Source organism: Nocardia sp. IFM 10818 (assembly GCF_054655275.1).
Genome location: NZ_BAAHJH010000001.1, coordinates 7,362,015 through 7,381,683, shown reverse-complemented (window position 1 = coordinate 7,381,683; position 19,669 = coordinate 7,362,015). Strand labels below are relative to the sequence as shown.

Annotated in this window: 17 protein-coding genes; 7 read left to right on the top strand and 10 right to left on the bottom strand. The window is 67.9% G+C overall.

Translation table 11 applies throughout. The features are described from left to right. Nucleotides 1–154: 154 nt before the first annotated feature. A complete protein-coding gene (locus ACYQ5L_RS34385; protein ID WP_459962368.1) occupies nt 155–1,009 on the top strand; it encodes an SDR family oxidoreductase in 855 nt (284 codons plus the stop codon). A 92-nt stretch (nt 1,010–1,101) separates the two neighbouring features. Here the strand turns inward: ACYQ5L_RS34385 and soxR are convergent, their stop codons facing one another. Continuing rightward, nucleotides 1,102–1,626, bottom strand: a complete 525-nt coding sequence (soxR, locus tag ACYQ5L_RS34380; RefSeq protein WP_459962367.1) for a redox-sensitive transcriptional activator SoxR — start codon at nt 1,624–1,626, stop codon at nt 1,102–1,104. A gap of 75 nt (nt 1,627–1,701) precedes the next feature. Between soxR and arcA the strand changes: the two genes are divergently transcribed. Next, complete coding sequence (arcA, locus tag ACYQ5L_RS34375) at nt 1,702–2,931, top strand: arginine deiminase (protein WP_459962366.1); 1,230 nt, start codon at nt 1,702–1,704, stop codon at nt 2,929–2,931. Between the two features lie 6 nt (nt 2,932–2,937). Continuing rightward, nucleotides 2,938–3,312 (top strand): GntR family transcriptional regulator, encoded by a 375-nt coding sequence (locus ACYQ5L_RS34370; protein WP_379196456.1) that lies wholly within the window; start codon nt 2,938–2,940, stop codon nt 3,310–3,312. A 10-nt stretch (nt 3,313–3,322) separates the two neighbouring features. Here ACYQ5L_RS34370 and ACYQ5L_RS34365 read toward each other — a convergent pair whose 3' ends face one another. Further along, nucleotides 3,323–4,927, bottom strand: coding sequence for a dolichyl-phosphate-mannose--protein mannosyltransferase (locus tag ACYQ5L_RS34365; protein WP_459962365.1), 1,605 nt, complete (start codon nt 4,925–4,927; stop codon nt 3,323–3,325). Nucleotides 4,928–5,255: 328 nt separating this feature from the next. Here ACYQ5L_RS34365 and rsmI point away from each other — a divergent pair, with 328 nt between their 5' ends. Further along, a complete protein-coding gene (gene rsmI / locus ACYQ5L_RS34360) occupies nt 5,256–6,110 on the top strand; it encodes a 16S rRNA (cytidine(1402)-2'-O)-methyltransferase (RefSeq protein WP_459962364.1) in 855 nt (284 codons plus the stop codon). 227 nt (nt 6,111–6,337) lie between these two features. Here the strand turns inward: rsmI and ACYQ5L_RS34355 are convergent, their stop codons facing one another. The 7 genes from ACYQ5L_RS34355 to ACYQ5L_RS34325 all read right to left on the bottom strand — a co-directional run bounded on the left by ACYQ5L_RS34355 (nt 6,338) and on the right by ACYQ5L_RS34325 (nt 14,855). Continuing rightward, entirely contained in the window at nt 6,338–8,482 is a 2,145-nt protein-coding gene (locus ACYQ5L_RS34355) for an MMPL family transporter (RefSeq protein ID WP_459962362.1), read from the bottom strand. Nucleotides 8,483–8,543: 61 nt separating this feature from the next. After that, entirely contained in the window at nt 8,544–9,731 is a 1,188-nt protein-coding gene (locus tag ACYQ5L_RS34350) for a peptide synthetase (protein ID WP_459962361.1), read from the bottom strand. Nucleotides 9,732–9,756: 25 nt separating this feature from the next. Then, entirely contained in the window at nt 9,757–10,800 is a 1,044-nt protein-coding gene (locus ACYQ5L_RS34345; RefSeq protein WP_459962360.1) for an NAD-dependent epimerase/dehydratase family protein, read from the bottom strand. Next, nucleotides 10,797–11,066 carry a hypothetical protein gene (locus tag ACYQ5L_RS34340; protein ID WP_459962359.1) on the bottom strand — a complete coding sequence of 90 codons (270 nt, stop codon included), beginning with the start codon at nt 11,064–11,066 and terminating at the stop codon, nt 10,797–10,799. The genes ACYQ5L_RS34345 and ACYQ5L_RS34340 overlap by 4 nt, the downstream gene beginning before the upstream one ends. Further along, a complete protein-coding gene (locus ACYQ5L_RS34335) occupies nt 11,063–12,886 on the bottom strand; it encodes a fatty acid CoA ligase family protein (protein WP_459962358.1) in 1,824 nt (607 codons plus the stop codon). Before ACYQ5L_RS34335 ends, ACYQ5L_RS34340 begins: the two co-directional genes overlap by 4 nt. Then, complete coding sequence (locus tag ACYQ5L_RS34330) at nt 12,883–13,794, bottom strand: hypothetical protein (RefSeq protein ID WP_459962356.1); 912 nt, start codon at nt 13,792–13,794, stop codon at nt 12,883–12,885. The genes ACYQ5L_RS34335 and ACYQ5L_RS34330 overlap by 4 nt, the downstream gene beginning before the upstream one ends. 8 nt (nt 13,795–13,802) lie before the next feature. Continuing rightward, complete coding sequence (locus tag ACYQ5L_RS34325; RefSeq protein WP_459962355.1) at nt 13,803–14,855, bottom strand: 3-oxoacyl-ACP synthase III family protein; 1,053 nt, start codon at nt 14,853–14,855, stop codon at nt 13,803–13,805. Nucleotides 14,856–15,141: 286 nt separating this feature from the next. On the opposite strand from ACYQ5L_RS34325, the gene ACYQ5L_RS34320 reads away from it, so the two are divergent. Both ACYQ5L_RS34320 and ACYQ5L_RS34315 read left to right on the top strand, forming a co-directional pair. Next, nucleotides 15,142–16,071, top strand: coding sequence for an SMP-30/gluconolactonase/LRE family protein (locus ACYQ5L_RS34320; RefSeq protein ID WP_459962354.1), 930 nt, complete (start codon nt 15,142–15,144; stop codon nt 16,069–16,071). 4 nt (nt 16,072–16,075) lie between these two features. Continuing rightward, the gene (locus tag ACYQ5L_RS34315; RefSeq protein ID WP_459962353.1) at nt 16,076–16,858 is read left to right on the top strand and encodes an MmyB family transcriptional regulator; all 783 of its coding nucleotides are present in this window, start codon (nt 16,076–16,078) and stop codon (nt 16,856–16,858) included. A 238-nt stretch (nt 16,859–17,096) separates the two neighbouring features. Here ACYQ5L_RS34315 and metG read toward each other — a convergent pair whose 3' ends face one another. Further along, nucleotides 17,097–18,668: a methionine--tRNA ligase gene (gene metG / locus ACYQ5L_RS34310; protein ID WP_459962352.1), complete on the bottom strand. Its 1,572-nt coding sequence runs from the start codon at nt 18,666–18,668 to the stop codon at nt 17,097–17,099. A gap of 66 nt (nt 18,669–18,734) precedes the next feature. Here metG and ACYQ5L_RS34305 point away from each other — a divergent pair, with 66 nt between their 5' ends. After that, nucleotides 18,735–19,562 carry a TatD family hydrolase gene (locus ACYQ5L_RS34305; protein ID WP_459962351.1) on the top strand — a complete coding sequence of 276 codons (828 nt, stop codon included), beginning with the start codon at nt 18,735–18,737 and terminating at the stop codon, nt 19,560–19,562. Nucleotides 19,563–19,669: the final 107 nt, after the last annotated feature.

Genomic DNA, 19,669 nt, shown 5'->3' with positions numbered 1-19,669 from the left:
TCGGTCCGGCGGGGCCGGGCAATACGACCTGCGGAGAAGTCGATCGACGCCCCGGTAAATAGGGGCGCGCCGGAGCGTCCGCCGACTCGCGAACAAGAGTGTTCGCGTAGTAGCGTGCCGACTGACAAAGCTGTCAATTTGAGGATGGATGCGCGTGGCCAAACGAAGCCTGAGCGGCAAGAAGACCCTGATCACCGGCGCGGCCAGCGGTATCGGCCGAGCGACCGCCCTGGCGGCGGCGCGCAAGGGCGCGCGGCTGGTGCTCACCGACGTGAATGCCGACGGGCTCGCCGAGACCGTCGAATCCGTCCGCGCCGCAGGCGGAGTCGTGGACTTCTCGCAGGCGCTCGATGTCAGCGACTACGACGCCGTCACCGCCTTCGCCAAGCAGGTGCACGAGCAGCTCGGCTCGCTCGACGTCGTCATGAATATCGCCGGCATCTCCACCTGGGGCACGGTGGAGAACCTCGAGCACCGCCACTGGAAGCGCATGATCGATGTGAACCTCATGGGCCCCATCCACATCATCGAGAACTTCGTGCCGCCCATGGTCGAGGCCAAGCGCGGTGGCGCGCTGGTGAACGTCTCCTCGGCCGCCGGTCTGCTGGCCTTCCCCTGGCATGCGGCCTACAGCGCCAGCAAGTTCGGCCTGCGCGGCGTCTCCGAAGTCCTCCGCTTCGACCTCGCCCGTCACGACATCAAGGTCCACCTCGTGGTCCCCGGTGCGGTCGACACCCCCCTCGTGCACACCGTCGACATCATCGGCGCCGACCGCGACGACCCGCGAATCCAGGCCTGGATCAAGCGATTCCGCCGCCACGCCAAGAAGCCGGAGGAGGTGGCCGACGCAATCCTCCGCGGCGTCGAGAAGGGCACCTACCTCATCCACACCCAATTCGACATCCGCTTCGGCTACTGGTGGGCCCGCAAATTCGCCTGGCCCTACGAGTTCGCCATGGCCCGCGCCAACGACCTGTTCACGACGTTCCTGCCCAAAGACCAGAGATGACAACTCTCGGACTCTCAGGGGCAAGCCCCTGAAACCCCGAGGTTGGGGATGAGCGGGGCTCCAGCTCGACCGTGAAACCCGGGTCAGCGGTGTCAGGCCGGAGTGGCCTTGGACGTGGTCGGGTAGCAGGCGTCCGCTTGCGGTTTGGTGCAGGTTTCCAGCGCGTGCGTGTCCAGGACGCGGGCGCCGGGGCCTTCGTCGCCGAGGTGGTCGTGGGCGTTGACGATCTTGCAGGTGCCCAGGGAGAGGCAGCCGCAGCCGATGCAACCGGTGAGGTTGTCGCGCAGGCGGATCAGTTGCTCGATGCGGTCGTCGAGTTCGGTGCGCCAGGCGGTGGAGAGGGTCTCCCAGTCGCGGCGGGTGGGGGTGCGGCCGTCGGGGAGGTTGTCCAGGGCCTCGCGGATATCGCTCAGCGGGATTCCGACACGCTGTGAGATGCGGATGAAGGCCACCCGGCGCAGGGTTTCCCGGGGGTAGCGGCGCTGGTTGCCGCTGGTTCGGCGGGCTGTGATCAACCCCTCACGTTCGTAGAAATGCAAGGCGGACACCGAAACTCCCGCACGTTGTGCCAGCTGGCCCGGTGTCAGCTCCTTCGCTTGCCAGGACGCGGTCTGCATACCTCAACACTAGTCGAGGTTTTTCGCCGCCGCGAATTGCATGCCATCTTTGCCGCTACGAACTACCGTCAGGATATGGGAACCAAGGCTGCGCCACCGGCGCGACCGTTTTCCGTGACCTCGGAGGTCGGTACATTGCGCACGGTGCTGCTGCACCGGCCGGGTGACGAACTGCGCCGGCTCACCCCGCGCAACAATGACCAGTTGCTGTTCGACGGCATTCCCTGGGTGGAGCGGGCACAGCAGGAGCACGACATTTTCGCCGGTGTGTTGCGGGAGCGGGGCGTGGAGGTGTTGCTGCTGGCGGATCTGCTCACCGAGACCATCAAGGTCAGCGGCGCCGCCCGCATACAGGGCATCTCCGGCGCGGTGGACGCGCGGCGGCTCGGGCACGCGCTCGCCGACGAACTGGCCGCGCATCTGCGCACGGTGCCCGCACCGGAGCTGGCGCAGATCCTCATGTCCGGCATGACCTTCGACGAGCTGCCGTTCGGACCGGATCATCACTCGCTGGTCGTGCGGATGCATCACGGGCACGATTTCGTCATCGACCCGCTGCCGAACCTGCTGTTCACCCGGGATTCCTCGTTCTGGGTGGGCCCGCGGGTGGCCATCACCTCGCTGGCGCTGCGCGCCCGCATGCGCGAGACCTCGCTCACCGATCTCATCTACGCCTTCCATCCGCGGTTCCTGAACGTGCGCCGCGCCTACGAATCGCATACCGCGCCCATCGAGGGCGGTGACGTGCTGCTGCTGGCCAAGGGCGTGGTGGCGGTCGGCGTGGGCGAGCGCACCACGCCGGCGGGTGCGGAAGCCCTGGCGCGCAGCCTGTTCGAGGACGATCTGGCGCATACCGTGCTGGCGGTGCCGATCGCGCAGAACCGCGCCACCATGCACCTGGACACCGTGTGCACCATGGTCGACACCGATGCGGTGGTGATGTACCCGGCGATTCAGGATTCGCTGTGCGCGTTCACCATTCGCAAGGAGGGCGACGGCACGGTGAGCATGCAGGGCCCCGACCCGTTCCTGCCCGCCGCCGCCAAGGCCATGGGCATCGGCAAGCTGCGGGTCATCGACACCGGGCTCGACGGCGTCACCGCCGAACGCGAGCAATGGGATGACGGCAACAACACCCTCGCGGTCGCGCCCGGCGTGGTCGTCGCCTACGAACGCAATGAAATGACCAATGCGCGGCTCGCCGACGCCGGAATCGAAGTCCTGCCCATCCCCGGCTCCGAATTGGGTTCCGGCCGGGGCGGCCCGCGCTGCATGTCCTGCCCGCTGTCGCGTGACGAGGTGTGAGAAGCCATGCTGGACATCCCGGTTGACCACCACTCGACGGTCCCCCCGTACGAGCAGCTGCGCCAGGGCATAGTCGCCCGCGTCCGCTCCGGCGAACTGGCCGCGGGCACCAAGATCCCCACCGTCCGCGCCCTCGCCGCCCAACTCAAACTCGCCCCCAACACGGTGGCCCGCGCCTACCGCGAACTCGAACAGGACGGCGTCCTCGAAACCCGAGGCCGCCTCGGCTCTTTCATCGCCTCCTCCGGCGACCCCACCCGCGACGTAGCCGGCCGCGCCGCCACCGAATACGTCGCCGTCATCCGCCGCCTCGGCCTGGACGACGACGCCGCCCTCCGCTATCTACGCGCAGCCCTGGGCGAGACTCGCACCGCCCCCTGATCGTCGAGGACTACCTCCAGCTCGGGAGCCAGAGGTGTTCGTGCCAGCTTCCGGGGGTGATCGGCATCGCCGTCAGGATCGGCCACAGCCAGATGTAGTTGGCGATCACCAGGGCGAGGTAGAGGCAGACGAGCAAGAGCCCCAAGCCTTGTCGTTCGCTCGGCGGTGAAAGGTGTTGCCAGTCGGGCATACCCGATAGCCGCCGCCCGCTCGGCGGCGCGTGGCCGAGCACATCGCCGAGCACCAGGGCGATGGCCATTACGAGGAAGGGGGCGAGCGGCACGGCGTAGAAGAAGTACATCTGCCGATCCAGGGACAGGAACCACGGCAGCAGTCCGGCCGCGTACCCGACCAGGACCGCCGCGTACCGCCAGTCCCGGCGCACGAAGCTCCGCCAGATGGCCCAGCCGAGCACCGGGAACGCCAGCCACCAGATGGCCGGAGTGCCGATCGCCATCACGGCCTTCACACACTGCGACTGCCCGCACCCGGTCACATTGGTGTCGGCATAGTAGTAGAGCATCGGCCGCAAACCCATCGGCCACGTCCACGGTTTCGACTCCCACGGATGGTGGTTGCCCGCCGAATTCGTGAGCCCCTCATGGAAGGTGAGCACCTCACCCCCGTAGAACCACAGCGAGCGGAAGGCATCCGGCACCCAGGAGAACATGCCGTCCCGCCCCACCCGCACGCCGACCGCGTACCGGTCGTACCCGGTCTCGGAGGCGAACCAGGCCCACCAGGAGCCCAGGTACACCAGCAGCGGAACCGCGACCAGCGCGTACGCGGTCGGCCCGAGATCCCGGACGGCGGTGCCCGCCCAGGGCCGCCGGATCCGGTATCCGCGCCGCGCCGCCAGGTCGAAGGCCAGGCTCAAGGCCGCGAACGCCACCACCCAATAGATTCCGGACCATTTGGTCCCGCAAGCCAGTCCGAGCATGACGCCCGCGCCGAACCGCCACCAGCGCACCCCGAAGCGCGGCCCGAATTCGCTGTCGTCCAACCGTCCTTCGGCATCGACCTGAGCCATGCGCATGCGCATATCGTCGCGATCCACAATGAGGCAGCCGAAGGCCGCGACCACGAAGAAGGCCTGGAAGATATCGAGCATCCCGAGCCGCGACGAGACGAAGGTGAGCCCGTCGCAGATCAGCAGAATGCCCGCGAACGCGCCGATCAGCGTGGACCGCGACATCCGCCGGACAATGCGAATCACCAACAGCACCATGAGCGTTCCGCACACGGCCGAGGCGAACCGCCACCCCCATGGCGTGTACCCGAAGATGGCCTCGCTCAGCGCGATCATCTGCTTGCCGACCGGCGGATGCACCACCAGCCCGTACCCGGGATTGTCCTCCACCCCGCCATTGGTGAGCACCTGCCAGCCCTGCGGCGCGTAATGCTTCTCGTCGAACACCGGCGTCTTGGCATCGGTCGGATACCCGAGCATGAGGAATCGCGTGAGCCCCGCCACCGCCGTCAGGAACAGCGTGGCCACCCACCCGCGCGCCCAGTCCGTGGGCCCGAAGTCGGGCGAGGGCCGCAGCGGCGCGGGACCGGACAGTACCGGTCTGTCTTCCGGAACTGCCGGTCGCACGTCGCTCACCTGGGTCACGCAACCGATCCTAAAGCGTGTCGAACAATCCTTCGGATGTCCGGCACCACCCTTCTCGGGTGTCCGTCCTGCGACGGTTCCTCCTTCACCGAGACGGTTTCACCGACCGATAGGGTCGGCCAGAGCCGTTCTCCCGAGAGGCATTGGTGACCCGGCCCCCGCTTGAAGGTCCGGGGGCGCCCTTGTCGGGTGCGGCTGCACGATACCGCTGAGCACTGACAGATTTCGGTTGTTCGCCCGAGGCCGCGGGGCAGCCGACGGCGGCGCGGGTGCGCTGTGCGGCGGCCGTATGCTGGGCGGACGGCGGGGCAGAGCGGATAGGAGTGCGATGAGCGGCGAGCCGAGGGCGGCCGGACGACTGGTGCTGGCGGCGACCCCGATGGGGGATATCGGCGACGCCTCGCAGCGCCTGCGCGACGCCCTGGCCTCGGCCGATGTGGTCGCCGCCGAGGACACCCGCCGCACCCGCTCGCTCGCGAAGGCGCTCGACGTCGAGATCACCGGCCGCGTGGTCAGCTTCTACGACCATGTCGAGACCGCCCGCATCCCCATGCTGCTGGAGGAGATCGAATCCGGCCGCACCGTCCTGCTGGTCACCGACGCCGGCATGCCCTCGGTCAGCGATCCGGGCTACCGCATGGTGGCGGCCTGCGTGGAACGCGACCTCCCCATCACCTGCCTGCCCGGCCCGTCCGCGGTGACCACCGCCCTCGCCCTGTCGGGCCTCCCGGTCGAACGCTTCTGCTTCGACGGCTTCGCGCCCCGCAAGTCCGGACAGCGCAAGGAATGGCTGCGCACCCTCGTCACCGAACCCCGCGCCTGCGCCTTCTTCGAGGCCCCGCACCGCCTGGCCGACTGCCTGGCCGACGCCGTGGAAATCCTCGGCCCCGACCGCCGCGCCGCCGTCTGCCGCGAACTCACCAAGACCTACGAGGAAGTGGTCCGCGGCACCCTCGCCGAACTGGCCGCCTGGGCCGTCGAGGGCGCCCGCGGCGAAATCACCGTCGTCCTCGAAGGCGCGCAACGAGTTTCCGCCGATCCGGCCTCGCTCGTCGACCGGGTGGAAGCCCTGGCAGCAGCGGGCCTGCGCCTCAAAGACGCCTGCGCGGAAGTCGCCACCTCCACCGGAGCATCCCGAAAAGAGCTGTACGACGCCGTCCTCGCCGCCCGCTCCTCCGACTGACGCGCCGTCCAGCCCTCAGCGTTTGCGGGCGCGCGCCCGTTTTGTCAGCTCGGTGATTCGATCCGGGCGATGCGCGCCATTGAGTTCGGCGACCAGGTCGTCGGGGCACAGCTCGTACAGGTCGCCCCACCAACGGCGAACCTTGTTGTCCCAGACGCGGTATCCGCCGGGGACACCGCGGGCGACGTAGCGTCGACGGGCTATCGGATACTCCTCGCGGCGGGTGGTCAGGTTGTCGAGACCGTATCGGCGGTCTCGGCGGTGGGGGTAGCGGTTTTCTCGGGTCGAGCGCCGCGGCGGCGGGTGGGGGTCCACCAGTTGGCCGGGCCCATGAGTTTGACGAGGGCGGGGACCAGGAGCATGCGGACCAGGGTGGCGTCGATGATGAGGGCGATGACCATGCCGAGGCCGAGGAAGCGCATGGGGGTCAGGGGGGAGATGGTGAAGGCGCCGGTGATGAGGACGAGAAGGGTTGCGGCGGCGGTGATCACGCGGGCGGTCTGGATGGTTCCGGTATGGACGGATTCCTCGGTGCCGGCGCCGGATTCGTGGGCTTCGACCATGCGGGAGAGCAGGAAGACCTCGTAGTCGGTGGAGAGGCCGAAGACCACGGCGATGATGAGGACCATCATGCCGCCGGAGAGGGGGCCCACGCTCACGCCGAGGAGATCGGCCAGGTGACCCTGGTCGAAGATCCAGGTGAGGATGCCGAAAGTCGCTGCGAGGCTGAGGAAGGCCATGAGGACGGCCTTGAGGGGCAGAACCAGGGAGCGGAAGGCCAGGGTCAGCATCAGCAGGGTGACGGCGACCATGACCACGAGCATGAGGGGGAGTTTCGCGAGGACGGCGGTGACGCTGTCGACCGTGGCCGCGCTTTCGCCGCCGACGCGGAGCTCGATATCGTCGAATTCGAGATCGCGGACGTCGCGGACGATGTCCTGGGCGGCGGGGGAGCGGTCGGGGGCGGCCAGAGCGAGGTGGATGACGGCGGCGTCGTCTCGGGTGCCGATGTGCATGGCCTGGCGGACGCCCGGGACCGCACCGAGTTCGCGCAGCGCGGTGCTGATCGCCGAGGACTGCGGCGGCTCGCCGGAACTCGTTCGCACCAGCACGGTCGCGCCGCTGTTGGCGGCGGGGAACTTCGCGGCCAATTCCTCGACGGCCGCGCGGGTTTCGCTGCCCGCGGGCAGGGCGGTGTGGTCGATATCGCCGAGGCGGACACTCGCCAGCGGCGCGGCCAGAACCAGCAGGATCGCGCCGACGGCGATCGCCACCACACCCGGGCGGCGCATGACGGCGGTGACCACGCGACCCCAGAAGCGCTGGGCGCGCTGTTCGGAACGCTCGAAAGCGTCGGCGCGCCAGCTCCATGCGGCGATGCGCGGGCCGAGGATCGTCAGGATGGCGGGCAGGGCCGTGATCGACAATGCGGCGGCCAGGCCGACGGCCGCGATCGCGCCGAAGCCCAGGGAGCGCAGGACCGCCTGGGGGAAAACGAAAGTGCCCGCGAACGCGCACATGAGCAGGAGCGCGGAGAACAGGACGGTGCGTCCGGCGGTATTCAGTGTGCGGGCAATGGCCTCCGGCACCTGTCGGCCCTGGGCCAGTTCCTCCCGGAAGCGGCCGACGATGAAAAGGCCGTAGTCGATGGCCAATCCGAGGCCCAGCAGCGAGACCACATTGACGGCGAAGATGCTGACTTCGGTGAAGCGCGCGATGAGCCCGACCGCGCCCATGGCGCCGACCACCGCCAGGCTGCCCACCACCACGGGCAGCGAGGCCGCCACGATCCCGCCGAAGACCAGGACCAGCACGATTGCGGTGAGCGGGATCGAAATGGCTTCGGCCACGATCAGATCCTCGCGCGACTGTGCGGCAATGGCGTCGGCGAGAGCGCTGTAGCCGGTGAGCCGGGTGTCGATGCCCTCGACGCGCAGGGCGGCGGCGATCTCGGGATAGACGGCGATGCGGTGGTTGTCGTCACCGGCCGCGAACACCACCGCGACCGCCTGCCTGCCGTCGGCGGACCGCAGCAGTTGCTGTCGCGCACTGTTCCAATAGGTTTCGACGGGCCGGCTCAGCAGTGCCGGGTCGATGCGCTCGACGGCCTGCTGCACGCGCGGCCCGATATCGGCGAGCGATCGACCATCCGGCGCGGTGTAGATGGCGATGACGTCGGGGTTCTGCGGGCCGAGCCGGTCGGTGACCCAGGCGTCGACCCGGCTGGATTCGGCGCCCGGATCGGTGAATCCGGCCGCGCTCACCCGCTCCGCGAGGCCGGTCGCGAACAACCCGCAGGCCAGGGCGAACAAGACGGCCGCCATGACGACCGTCTTCGGCCGCGCGACAATGACCCGTGCCCAGTACGTCATGAGGATTCCTATCGCCCCGCATCAGCCGCCGCGCGGGTGGGCCGCCGTCGGCCCACCGGTCTCACTTCGCGACCGAATCCGTTTGGGGTAGTTCGTTTTCGAGCGTCTTCACAATGCGATCGAGCAGTGCGTCCAGCCGCGCCGGAATACCGCGCCCGCTGCGGGCCGACACCGTGAGCTCGGTGCGCCCCCCGCATTCGGTCAGGCCGAACAGCAGCGGCATGGCCACGCTGTGCTGGGGCAGGATGTAGATCGAGGTGGGTGCGAAGTGCGGGCTCGCGAGCTCGTTCAGGTCGTAGCGGCCCATATGGGAAACGGTGGCGGAGGCCAGGTTCCGGCCCAGGCGCGATCCCATCCAGTTCAGCCCGCGCAGCAGCGTGCGGCCGACGGCGGGCGGGAGCTTGGTGAGACCGCTGTTGTCCATCTGATTGAGCTCGCGGCGTTCCTGCAGCCCGATCTTCTTGTCGGCATTGAGCTGCTGCCAGGTCACCCCCGGACGGGCATCGAGGAACAGCGGCAGCGCCAGGTTTCCGGTGGAGCGCAGGTCCGGATCGTGGCGGCGCAGGTCGACCGGGATCATGATGCGCGAGACCGGCCCGCCTTCATCGGCCAGCATGGCCGCGACCCGGACCATGGCTCCCGGCCCGGTGGCATGAATGGTGCGGTGGCGCAGCAGATGCCGGTGCTCGCCCGGATCCTGCCGGCCGTGGCCGACGGCAGAGCGGAAACGCGGCTGCATGAGGGTGGGGCGGCCGGGTGCGCCGACCTTGGCGACCAGCTCGGCATCGGCGATGGGATCGGCCGCGCCGATCGGTTCCAGGCCGCGCAGGGCCCGGAACACATCGGTCACCCACATGATCATGCCCATGCCGTCCATGACGCCGTGGAAGACGCGGAACACGAGGGTGGTCGGCGCGCCCGTGAGCAGCAGCACCTCGACGGTCGATTCCGGAGTCGGGCCGATGGGCGTGGTCAGCACCGGATCGGCTTCCAGCTCCGGATCGTTCAGCGTGTGCGCGACCACGCGGACCGCCGGCGCGACGCCGCTGTCCACCCAGTACCCGCCGTCACGCCGCAGCCGCGCGCCCGGATTGGCCTCGGACGCGACGGCTACCGCGTGCCGCAGCTCGTCCGGCGTCAAATCGCCCGTGCCCTCGACCACCAGCTGCATGAGGAACGGCGGCGCCAGTTCCCGCATCGGGAAGTAGATGAGTTCGGTGGGCGAAATAGGTCGCCGGAAGGTGTTCATGCGTGCCTCTACTGCTCTGCTGCGGTCACCGCAGGTTCTTGGTCAATTCGACGACACCGCCCTGGGTTTCGAGCCAGGCCAGGAACTCGGCCAGCCCGCGATCGCGGTCCACGATCGGCTGGTAGCCGAAATCCCGTGTGGCCGCGCCGGTGTCGTAGGTGGCGGTGCGGGTCATGAGCGCCACCACATAGCGCGACAGCGGCGGCGAGAACCGCGTGGCGATGAACGGTATGCGCCAGATGGTTTCGATGATCTCCACCACCGCGTTCAGGACGCGTGGATTCGGCTGCCGGGACGGCTTCTCGTACCCGAGCCCGGTCGCCACCTCGCCGAGAAAGCCCCACACATTGGTCCTCTCGGCATCGGCGACGAAATACGCCTTGCCGCCGACCTTCTCGGAGGCCGCCGCCTGCACGCACGCCTCGGCGATATTCTCGACATGGCACAGCGAGGCGTACACGTCCTTGCCGAACGACACGTCCGGCAGCGATCCGGCCGCGGCGCGGCTGAGCAGTCGCACGATCGGCCCGGACCGGTCGCCCGCGCCCCAGATCGCGCGCGGCCGCAGCGCGCAGGTGGTGAAATCCTTTGTGTCGGAATCCAGGACGAAGCGTTCTGCGGCCGCCTTGGTCTCCGAGTAGTAGTTGAGATAGCGGTGCGGATACGGCACCGATTCGTCGATATCGATCTGATCGCCGCCGTCGCGGTCCATCATGGCGCTGGGGCTGGAGATGAACACGAAGCGCGAGGCGCCATTGTTGCGCGCCGCCCGCAGCAAACGCTGGGTGGCCGTGAGGTTCTCGGCCACGAACTGCGCGCGGGTGCCGCGATCGTCCACCCGGGCGGCGCTGTGGAACACCACATCCACGCCCTTGGTGGCGTGCACCAGCGAGGCGAGATCGGTGAGGTCGCCGTGGCGCACCTCCACCCGGTCGAGCACATCGGCGATATCGCGCAGATTGCTGGTGGGCCGCACCAGAATCGCCACCTCGTAGTCGCCGTCGCGGACCAGCCGGCGCACGATGGCGCCGCCCAGGAAGCCCGACGCGCCTGTGACAAGGGCCTTCACGCCGCCTCCTGGGTCTTCCACCAGGTGAGCCCGAAGATCTGGGTCATGACCGCGGTCTCCAGCGGGGACCGGTCACTGCCCCGTGCGGCGCGCAGGGCGGCCGGGATCTGCGCCGCGTGCACGATGATGCTCAGGAAGGCATCGATCCAGAAGACGGTGCGCAGGAACCGGTTGGCGGGCGCGTTCCCGGCCAGGGCCAGGAGCAGCCCGACGGCCAGGTAGAGCCAGCCGAGTACCGGAACTGCCCGCAGTGCAGTGGTTTTCATTGTGGTGTGTCCTCTCCGAGCTGCTGTGCCGACCAGACCGCGAGCTGTTCGCGGCCGATCTTGGCATTGTGTCGGATGTCGACCGGGAACCTCGGGTGGAACAGGAACTCCGAGATCTTCGCGGTGATCTCGAATTCGGCTGCCCGCGTGCGCAATCGCAGCGCGATGCCGACCTGGTCCGCGCCCGGCTCGGCCTCGACGCACAGCACCGGCCGCTGCGCGCCGCGCGGGCCGACCCCGACCAGCGCCGTGCGCGCCACACCGGGAAGGGTGTTGAAGACCTGCTCGACCTGCACACTGAACATGGGACCGTCCGCGGTCTGCACGCGCTGGCTCTTGCGGCCGCAGAACCAGATCCGGCCCTGATCGTCGATCCAGGCCAGATCGCCGGTGCGGTGCCAGATGACGTCGCCGTCGGCGATCTTGCCCGCGGCATTGGCCTGCTCGGGCCAGTAGTAGCGGGTGCTCACATTCGGCCCGGCGACCACCAGTTCGCCGATGCCGCGGGTGGCGTCCAGCTCGCCTGCGCGAGCCTGCGCGTCCGCCCAGGTCGGGATGGGATCGTCGGTAATGGCGACCAGCCGGGCCCGCACGCCCTCGGCCGGGCGGCCGATGCAGGTGCCCTCGCCGTTGTGTGCGCGCTCGACCAGTCCGTCCAGCAGCTCCCGCGATTCGATGGTCGACATGGGCAGCGCCTCGGTGGAGCCGTAGCCGGCGTGCACCTCGGCGTCCTCGGCCAGGACCTCGCGCAGGCCGGCAATGCACCAGTCGGGCACGGGCGCGCCGCCGGAGTAGATGCTGTGCAGTGTCGGCACCGTCGTCTTGTGCTTCTCCAGGTGCCGCAGCAGCGGGATGAGCACGGCCGGGGAGGCGAACATGGTGCGCACGCCGAATCGGTTGACGGCATCGACCACATGCGCCGGTTCGGTGGAGCCCACCTGGCTCGGAATCAGCGGCGGCAGCACGCAGCGCGAGCCGAGCAGCATGTCGAGAATGCCGACCAGCGGCAGGGTGATCAGCGAGGTGCCGGGCTCGACCCGATTGCGGGCGGCATGCACCTGATCGACCATGGCCGAGAGGTTTCCGTGGGTCATCTCCACGGCTTTGGCCGGGCCGGTGCTGCCCGTGGTGAAGGCGATGAGCAGCACTTCGTCGGCGGGAGCGGGCACGCGTTCGGCGAGCGTTGCGGCGTCGAACCGGGGATCGATGACCGCCGTGGCGGAACTGCCGGACCGCGCGCCTTCCAAGGTGGTGAGCAGTTCATCCAGTCGCGCAGCGACTTTCGGGCTCACATGCTCGCGAACGCGATCGGCCGCGGTGCCCGGGCGCGCGGCCGCGGGCGTTCCCCAGCTCTGCAGGGTCGGCCCGCCCCAGAACCAGCGCGGGCCGACCGTGATGGCCACCCGCACCCGGCGGAAGTAGTTGCGGAACAACACCCGTGCCGCATGCGCCTGCGGAATGCCGATGAAGGCTTCGGCATTCGCGGCGCGCAGGCAATTGAGCATCTTGCGCAGGCCCATGCCCGGATCGATGACCACCGGGACCGCGCCGATCTTCAACAGCCCCAGCATGATCGCGTACAGCTCCGGGCTCGGCAGCACCAGCACGATGGTGCGGGTGCCGCGCCCGACGCCGGCCGCGGTGAGCCGCAGGGCGATGGTGTCGGACCAGTCGTCGAGTTCCCGGTAGGTGAGATGCCGGTACTCCGGCAGACCGGAGGCGGCGATTCCGGCGGGGAAGATCACCGCCTCGCGGTCCGGATCGGCGGCCACGACCGCGCGGAAGCGGTCGATGGCCTGCCAATAGGTCGCGGTCGTCACGCCGCGGCTCCCACCGCGGCGGGCAGCTGGTAGAGCACGGCGGCCGCCGACGGGCCCGCGCCGGCCGCCACGAACAGCACCCGGGTGAACTCGCGCAGCGAATCATCGGCCGCCGCACGGTCGTACGCGAGCGGCAGGGCGGCGGTGTGCGGATCGCCCTGCGACAGATCGGGAGTGCGCACCGAGCTCGCCGCAATGCCGAGTTCGGCGGCCAGCCGCTCCGGGAAGCCGGGCGACACGGTGGAGGCGATGAGCGCGGTGTTCACCAAGTCGATCTCGGCCTCGGCCAGCGCCTGCCGCGCCACATCGGCGGCGAGGGCGACCAGGCGGTCCTCGGCCCCGGGTTCGCGCACCACGGTCATGAGCTCGCGGCCCCGCGCGCCCATGGTGGCGACGTCGACATAGGACTCGATGGCGGGCGAACCGGATTCGGTCGCGGTGTGCACCCGTCCGAAGCCCTCGGCATCCTCGGTACGCTCCAGCAGGAGCGCGGCGCCCGAAGTGGCATAGGGGAATTCGTCATCGGCGGCGGCCCGCTGCAGCGACGGATGAGTGTCGCCGGAGACGACCAGCACGTGTTCCGCGCTCCCGGTCGCCAGGATGGACTGTGCCACCTGTACCGCATTGAGCACGCCGACACCGGCGTTCATGAGATCGAAGGAGAACGACCGCGGATCGTTCTTCTCGTAGTCGAGACCGATGCCGGCGGCCTTCTGAATCAGCGCCGAGACAGCGGGTTCCACGGTGTTGGAATCGCGGAAGATGCCCGCATTGATCAGCACGCCGATCTGATCGGGCCGCACCCCGGCCCGCTCCATGGCCTGCCGCGCCGCCGCCGCGCTGTGCTCGACAATGCTGAAAGTGTCACCGGCCCGGCTGGTTCCGGTGGATTTGATGCGCACGCCCATGTCAGACCTCAGACCTTCAGAGACGAAATCGTGGTGGACAGGAATCCCGCGACGACGCCGGAGGCGGCCGGGACCATCAGGACCTTGGATCCGGACGGAATGGCCTGCTGGCTCAGCTGATCGTGCAGAACAATGAAATGCGAAGTGGTGGAGGTGTTTCCGTACTTCTCGATGACATTCAGGTCGGGCGGCATGGGCACGCCGAACTCGCGCTCGGCAATGGCGTTGATGAACGGGATCGCCCCGGCGCCGAACTGGTGGTGGATCATGTAATCGAACTGCTCGTCGCTGAAGGTCTTGCCCTGCTTGTCGAGATAGCCGCCCTGCGTATCGGTCCACAGCAGGAAGCGGGACTCGTTGTGCATCTTGCGGTTATCGGTGTACAGCGCCACGCCCTGCGATTTGTCGCTCGGCATGCCGAGGCACAGGTGCGAGTACTCCGAGGCGGTGGTCAGCTCGATGTAGTGGATCTTGTCGTTGTCGTCGACGGCCTGATCCAGCACCACGGCCGCGCCGGAGTCGCCGACGGTGAGCGAGGCGAATTGCAGATCGTACTTTTCCGAGATTTCCGCGACAGCGGTTTCCGCAATGGGAGTGATCGCCTCGCCGGAGACGACAATTCCGCGGCGAACCGCACCGGAGCGAATCATTCGATCGAGAATGTAGGTGCCGGTGAGCATTCCGGCGCACGCATTCGACAGGTCGAAATGAATGACATCCGCGCGAGCGCCGATGGCCTTTGCGATGGAGCCCGCGAACGAGGGCTCCATATACATCTTGGTGCCCTCCTTGCTGCGCGTGATCGAGGTGGAGATGATCACGTCCAGATCAGCGGCCGAGTACTGTGACCTGGACAGACAGTCTTCGACGGCATTGATGGCCAGGGTGAACGAGTCTTCGGTGTTCTCCGGGGAGGTATCGCGGAAGCGACGTTCCTTGACGCCCGTGATTCGTTCGAGATCGAAGCCCGGCGCCTCCTTCAATTGCGAGACGAGCTCTTCGGTGGTGACGCGTTTCGACGGTAGATAGGCGCCGATCGCCTCGAATCGAGAATGCAGCACAGGGACTCCTGAAAGGGCGAAGAAATGCAATCCGAAACGGTGATGAACTGAGGCTACCCGACGGTAACTACGCATGCGACCGGGCCGATGGCGGCGAATCGTCTGAGACATCCGCGCCGACGCGGGTTTCGGCCGGTGAGGGCCCCGGTTTGTGAAGGATCACTGTGAGGGACTTCACCTGCTGAGCTGGCCGGTAATGCTGTTACGCCATGTGCACTGATACTTTCATTTGAAACTGTCTGAGCGACAGTAGATTTCGCTCGCCACCAGCGGTTAGGTTGAATCGATGCGCATTCGGAAGGCACTCACCGGCGGCCTCGCCGCCACTCAGCTCGGCGTCCTGCTCACCCTCATCGCCCCGGGAACCGCCGGTGCTACACCCGGAATCGCCGAGTGCGGCGTCTGGGCCAAATCCACCATCGCCTCCGGCCACGGCACCCTCGAGAACCTGGCCTTCGACGGCCGCGGCGGCCTGCTGCTCTCCGAACTGTCGCTCACCGGCAGCGGCGGCGCCCTGCGACGCCTCACTCCCGACGGCGCCCTCACCACCGTCGCCCCCATCGAATCCCCCGGCGGCATAGTGGTTTCCGGCGCCACCGCCTACGTCAACTCCGGCAACACCCTGCGCAGCGGTCTCGCCGACACCCCCGACGGCTCCATCCTGTCCGTAGACCTCCCCACCGGCACGGTCACCACGGCAGCCACCGGCCTCCGCATGCCCAACGGCCTCGCCCAACTCCCGGACGGCAGCTTCGTCGTCAGCCGTGACCTGGGCTCCTCCACCGCCCTGACCCGCATCGCCGCCGACGGCACCGGAGCCCACCCCCTGGCCCCCGACCTCACCTTCACCAACGGCCTGGCCTACGACCCTTCCCGCCGAAAGCTCTTCGTCTCCACCACTTTCGACACAACCACCACTATCGCCGCCATAGCCATCGACAACCCTTCGGCCGCCCCCACCCGCATCACCCTCCCCGGCTTCGGCCCCCTCAACTCCGCCGACGACCTCACCCTCGGCCCCGACGGCGCCGTCTACGTAGCCCTCAACGTCGCCGGCCAAGTCGTGAGGGTAGACCCCGACACCGGCCACCATTGCACCATCGCCGACAACCTCCCCTTCGCCACCTCGGTCCGCTTCGGCCAGGGCCCCGGCTGGGACCCGAACTTCGCCTACGTGACCAGCTTCCTGGGCACCGTCACCCGTCTGACACCGTAGATACGTGACCGGTTCATTCGATCTTGCGGAGTTTCTGCCCGAGCAGCCGATGCTCGGGATGTACATGCGGCACCGGCGGGAGAGCCTGGGGATGACGCAGGAGGAAGTGGCGCGCGGGATGTTCGTGAGTGTGTCGCTGTATCGGAAGCTGGAGAGCGGGGAGCGGCCGATCTCGGTGGATCGGCTGGAGGACTGGTGTGCGGTGGTGAGCGCACCGGTGTGGATGCTGCAGAAGATGGTGTCGCTGGCGGTGCCGAAGATGTTCCCGCGGGCGGTCGGGGCCTGGCCGCCGCAGTTGCGTCAGGAGGACCTGGACCATATCGAGAGCTTTCCGTTTCCGGCCTACTTCCACCGTTTCCCGGAGTACGAGATCCTGGCTGCCAACAGCGTTGCACGGGAGATGATTCCGTGGCTACAGCCGACCGAGCCGGATGCCGACCGCCCGGCGAATGTCATCGAGCGCATGATGACCGAGCCGCTCGCCCGCGAGGTGCTGGGCAATTGGGAGGAGATCGTGCATCGGCTGCTGTTCATCCTGCGGGTGAACTCCCCGGGCGTGGTGGCGCCCGAGCGGCTTGCCCAGATCATTGAAACCTGCCGGACCAATCCGGATTTCGAGCGGCTGTGGCGTACCGATATGGACGAGGCCGTGTACAACAACTCGCTCGCGACGGTGCGGAATCCGGAGACTGGCGAGCTGCACCGCTTCACCATGCGGTCGTACAACTCGTTCCACCCGGACAACTGCAACTACCAGTTGTTCACGCTGACACCGCGCCCCGAATGACGCCCGGTGGCGCCCCGAGTGCCACAAATAGTGTGACCCCCGCAGGTTGACCGTCCCCGCTCCGGAAATGGATGCTGCTCCAGCGAGGATGCGGTGGATTTTGGAGGGGAATCTCCAGCGCGAAGGTGCTGCCCCTTCCGGGAAGCGATGTAGCCCCTCGTCCCCGCGCCCACACTCACCGTCGCGTGTGGTTTGCGGTGCTGCACGGCCCTGTTCGGCCGTGCAGCACCCGCTGGGGTCACTTGGCGGCGGTTGCCTTGGGTTCCACGTACTTCGGGAAGACGACCTCCGGCTCCGGCAGGGCGGTGCCCGGCTGGAGCGGGGTGGCGATGTCGGCGAAGGTGCGGCCGGTTTGGCCGAGGAGGTCCAGGATCTTGCCTGCGGAGCCCGGAATCACCGGCTGGACCAGGAGGGTCACGATGCGCAGGACTTCCATGGTCACGTAGAGGACGGTGGCCTCACGCGCGATGTCTTCCGGGGTGCCGGACTTGGCCAGCGTCCACGGGGCCTGGGCGGAGAAGTAGCGGTTGGTCTCGCCGAGGGTGAGCCACAGCTGTTCCAGGCCGAGATGGAGTTGCTGCTGGTCGAATTCGGCGCGGACCTTTTCCAGCAGGCCGTTGGCGCGGTCGAGGAGTTCGCGGTCCTCGGGGGTGAACTCGCCGGGGGTGGGGGCGACGCTGCCGAAGTCGCGGGCGACCATTTTCAGGCAGCGCTGGGCCAGGTTGCCGTATTCGTTGGCGAGGTCGGTGTTGATGCGGCCGACGATGCCCTCGTGGCTGTAGGAGCCGTCCTGGCCGTAGGAGATCTCGCGGAGCAGGAAGAAGCGCACGGCGTCGAGGCCGTAGGTTTCGACGAGGTCCATGGGGTCGACGACATTGCCGACGGACTTCGACATCTTCTCGCCTTTGTTGTACAGGAAGCCGTGCACGAAGACGCGCTTGGGCAGTTCGATGCCCGCGCTCATGAGGAACGCCGGCCAGTACACGGTGTGGAAGCGGGTGATGTCCTTGCCGATAATGTGCAGATCGGCCGGCCAATACTTCTGGAAGGCGGGCGAATCCGTATTCGGGAAGCCGGCGCCGGTCAGATAGTTGGTGAGCGCGTCCACCCACACGTACATGACGTGCGCCGGATCGCCCGGCACCGGAACGCCCCAGTCGAAGGTGGTGCGGGAGATGGACAGATCCTTCAGCCCGGCCTTCACATACGAGACGATCTCATTGCGCCGCGTGGCGGGCGCGATGAATTCCGGATGCGTCTCGTACAGCTCGAGCAGCTTGTCCTGGTACTTCGACAGCCGGAAGAAGTAGTTCGACTCCTCGGTCCACTCCACCGGGGTCTTGGTGTCGGTGGAGATGCGGGCGCCGTCCTCGGTGAGGGTGGTCTCCTCCTCGGTGTAGAAGGCCTCGTCGCGCACCGAGTACCAGCCGGCGTAGGTGTCGAGGTAGATGTCGCCATTGGCGGCCATCTTCTCCCAGATGGCGACCGACGCCGCCCGGTGATCCTCGTCGGTGGTCCGGATGAACCGGTCGAAGGAGATGTCGAGGGCCTTGTCCATGCGCTCGAACACGTCCGAGTTGCGGGCGGCGTACTCCTGCTCGGGCACGCCCGCGGCCTTGGCGGCCTGCTGCACCTTCTGGCCGTGCTCATCGGTGCCCGTCATGTAGAACACGTCGAACCCGTCGAGCCGCTTGAAGCGGGCCAGGGCATCGGACGAGATGTACTCGTAGGCATGTCCGATGTGCGGCGCACCGTTCGGGTACGCGATGGCCGTGGTGATGTAAAAGGCGGGGCGGTCGGATGCGCTCATGGTGTGTCTACTCTATCTGCGTGCCTCTACACGCTCGCGTGAATATCCCCGTGGCCGGTGTCGCCCATGAGTAGCCGCCGACCTGCGCCCGAACCGCCGGAGCCGCTGGCGCCGCTGGTGGACGCGCACACCCATCTGGACGCCTGCGGGGCCACCGACGCGGAATCGGTTGCGGCCATTGTGGACCGGGCCGCGCGCGTGGGCGTGCGCGAGGTGGTGACCGTGGCCGACGATCTGGCCGCCGCCCGCTTCGCGGTGCGGGCCGCCAACTGGGACTTCCGGGTGTACGCGGCGGTGGCGCTGCACCCGACCCGCGCCAATGCGCTCGACGAGGCCGCCAAGGCGGAGCTGGAGCGGCTGGCCGCGGACCCGCGCGTGGTCGCGGTGGGGGAGACCGGCCTCGATTACTACTGGCCCGGGAAGCTCGACGGATGCGCCGATATCGAGACCCAGATCGAGGGTTTCCGCTGGCATATCGACCTGGCCAAACGGCTCGGCAAACCGCTCATGATCCACAATCGTGAGGCCGATCACGACCTGCTCACCGTGCTGCTGGACGAGGGCGCGCCGGAAGCGGTGATCTTCCACTGCTTCTCCTCCGACACCGCCATGGCCATGGCCTGCGTGGACCGGGGCTATGTGCTGAGTTTCTCCGGGACCGTGAGTTTCAAGAATGCTCACGAATTGCGGGAAGCCGCGAAACTCGTACCGGATGAGCAGATTCTGGTCGAAACGGACGCGCCGTTTTTGACCCCGCATCCGTTCCGGGGCGCGCCCAACGAGTCGTACATGCTGCCGTACACCCTGCGTGCGCTGGCAGAACTGCGGGAGCAGGAACCGGCGGCGCTGGCCAAGATCACTACCGCGAATGCGCGACGGGTCTACGGAATCTGATTGCCACGCATTGCCTCCCATTGCGTGACGCGCCAACCATCGCGCCATTGTTCACATTTCGAACCAACCCCCCGGGTTGGCGGTTGTGCGCTACCTCACTATGATCC

Coding starts and splice junctions, on each gene's coding strand:
- ACYQ5L_RS34320 (WP_459962354.1), top strand. CDS start 15,142: ATGCGCATTCGGAAGGCACTCACCGGCGGCCTCGCCGCCACTCAGCTC.
- ACYQ5L_RS34370 (WP_379196456.1), top strand. CDS start 2,938: ATGCTGGACATCCCGGTTGACCACCACTCGACGGTCCCCCCGTACGAG.
- ACYQ5L_RS34305 (WP_459962351.1), top strand. CDS start 18,735: ATGAGTAGCCGCCGACCTGCGCCCGAACCGCCGGAGCCGCTGGCGCCG.
- metG (WP_459962352.1), bottom strand. CDS start 18,668: ATGAGCGCATCCGACCGCCCCGCCTTTTACATCACCACGGCCATCGCG.
- ACYQ5L_RS34355 (WP_459962362.1), bottom strand. CDS start 8,482: ATGACGTACTGGGCACGGGTCATTGTCGCGCGGCCGAAGACGGTCGTC.
- soxR (WP_459962367.1), bottom strand. CDS start 1,626: ATGCAGACCGCGTCCTGGCAAGCGAAGGAGCTGACACCGGGCCAGCTG.
- ACYQ5L_RS34330 (WP_459962356.1), bottom strand. CDS start 13,794: ATGGGCGTGCGCATCAAATCCACCGGAACCAGCCGGGCCGGTGACACT.
- ACYQ5L_RS34340 (WP_459962359.1), bottom strand. CDS start 11,066: ATGAAAACCACTGCACTGCGGGCAGTTCCGGTACTCGGCTGGCTCTAC.
- arcA (WP_459962366.1), top strand. CDS start 1,702: ATGGGAACCAAGGCTGCGCCACCGGCGCGACCGTTTTCCGTGACCTCG.
- ACYQ5L_RS34350 (WP_459962361.1), bottom strand. CDS start 9,731: ATGAACACCTTCCGGCGACCTATTTCGCCCACCGAACTCATCTACTTC.
- rsmI (WP_459962364.1), top strand. CDS start 5,256: ATGAGCGGCGAGCCGAGGGCGGCCGGACGACTGGTGCTGGCGGCGACC.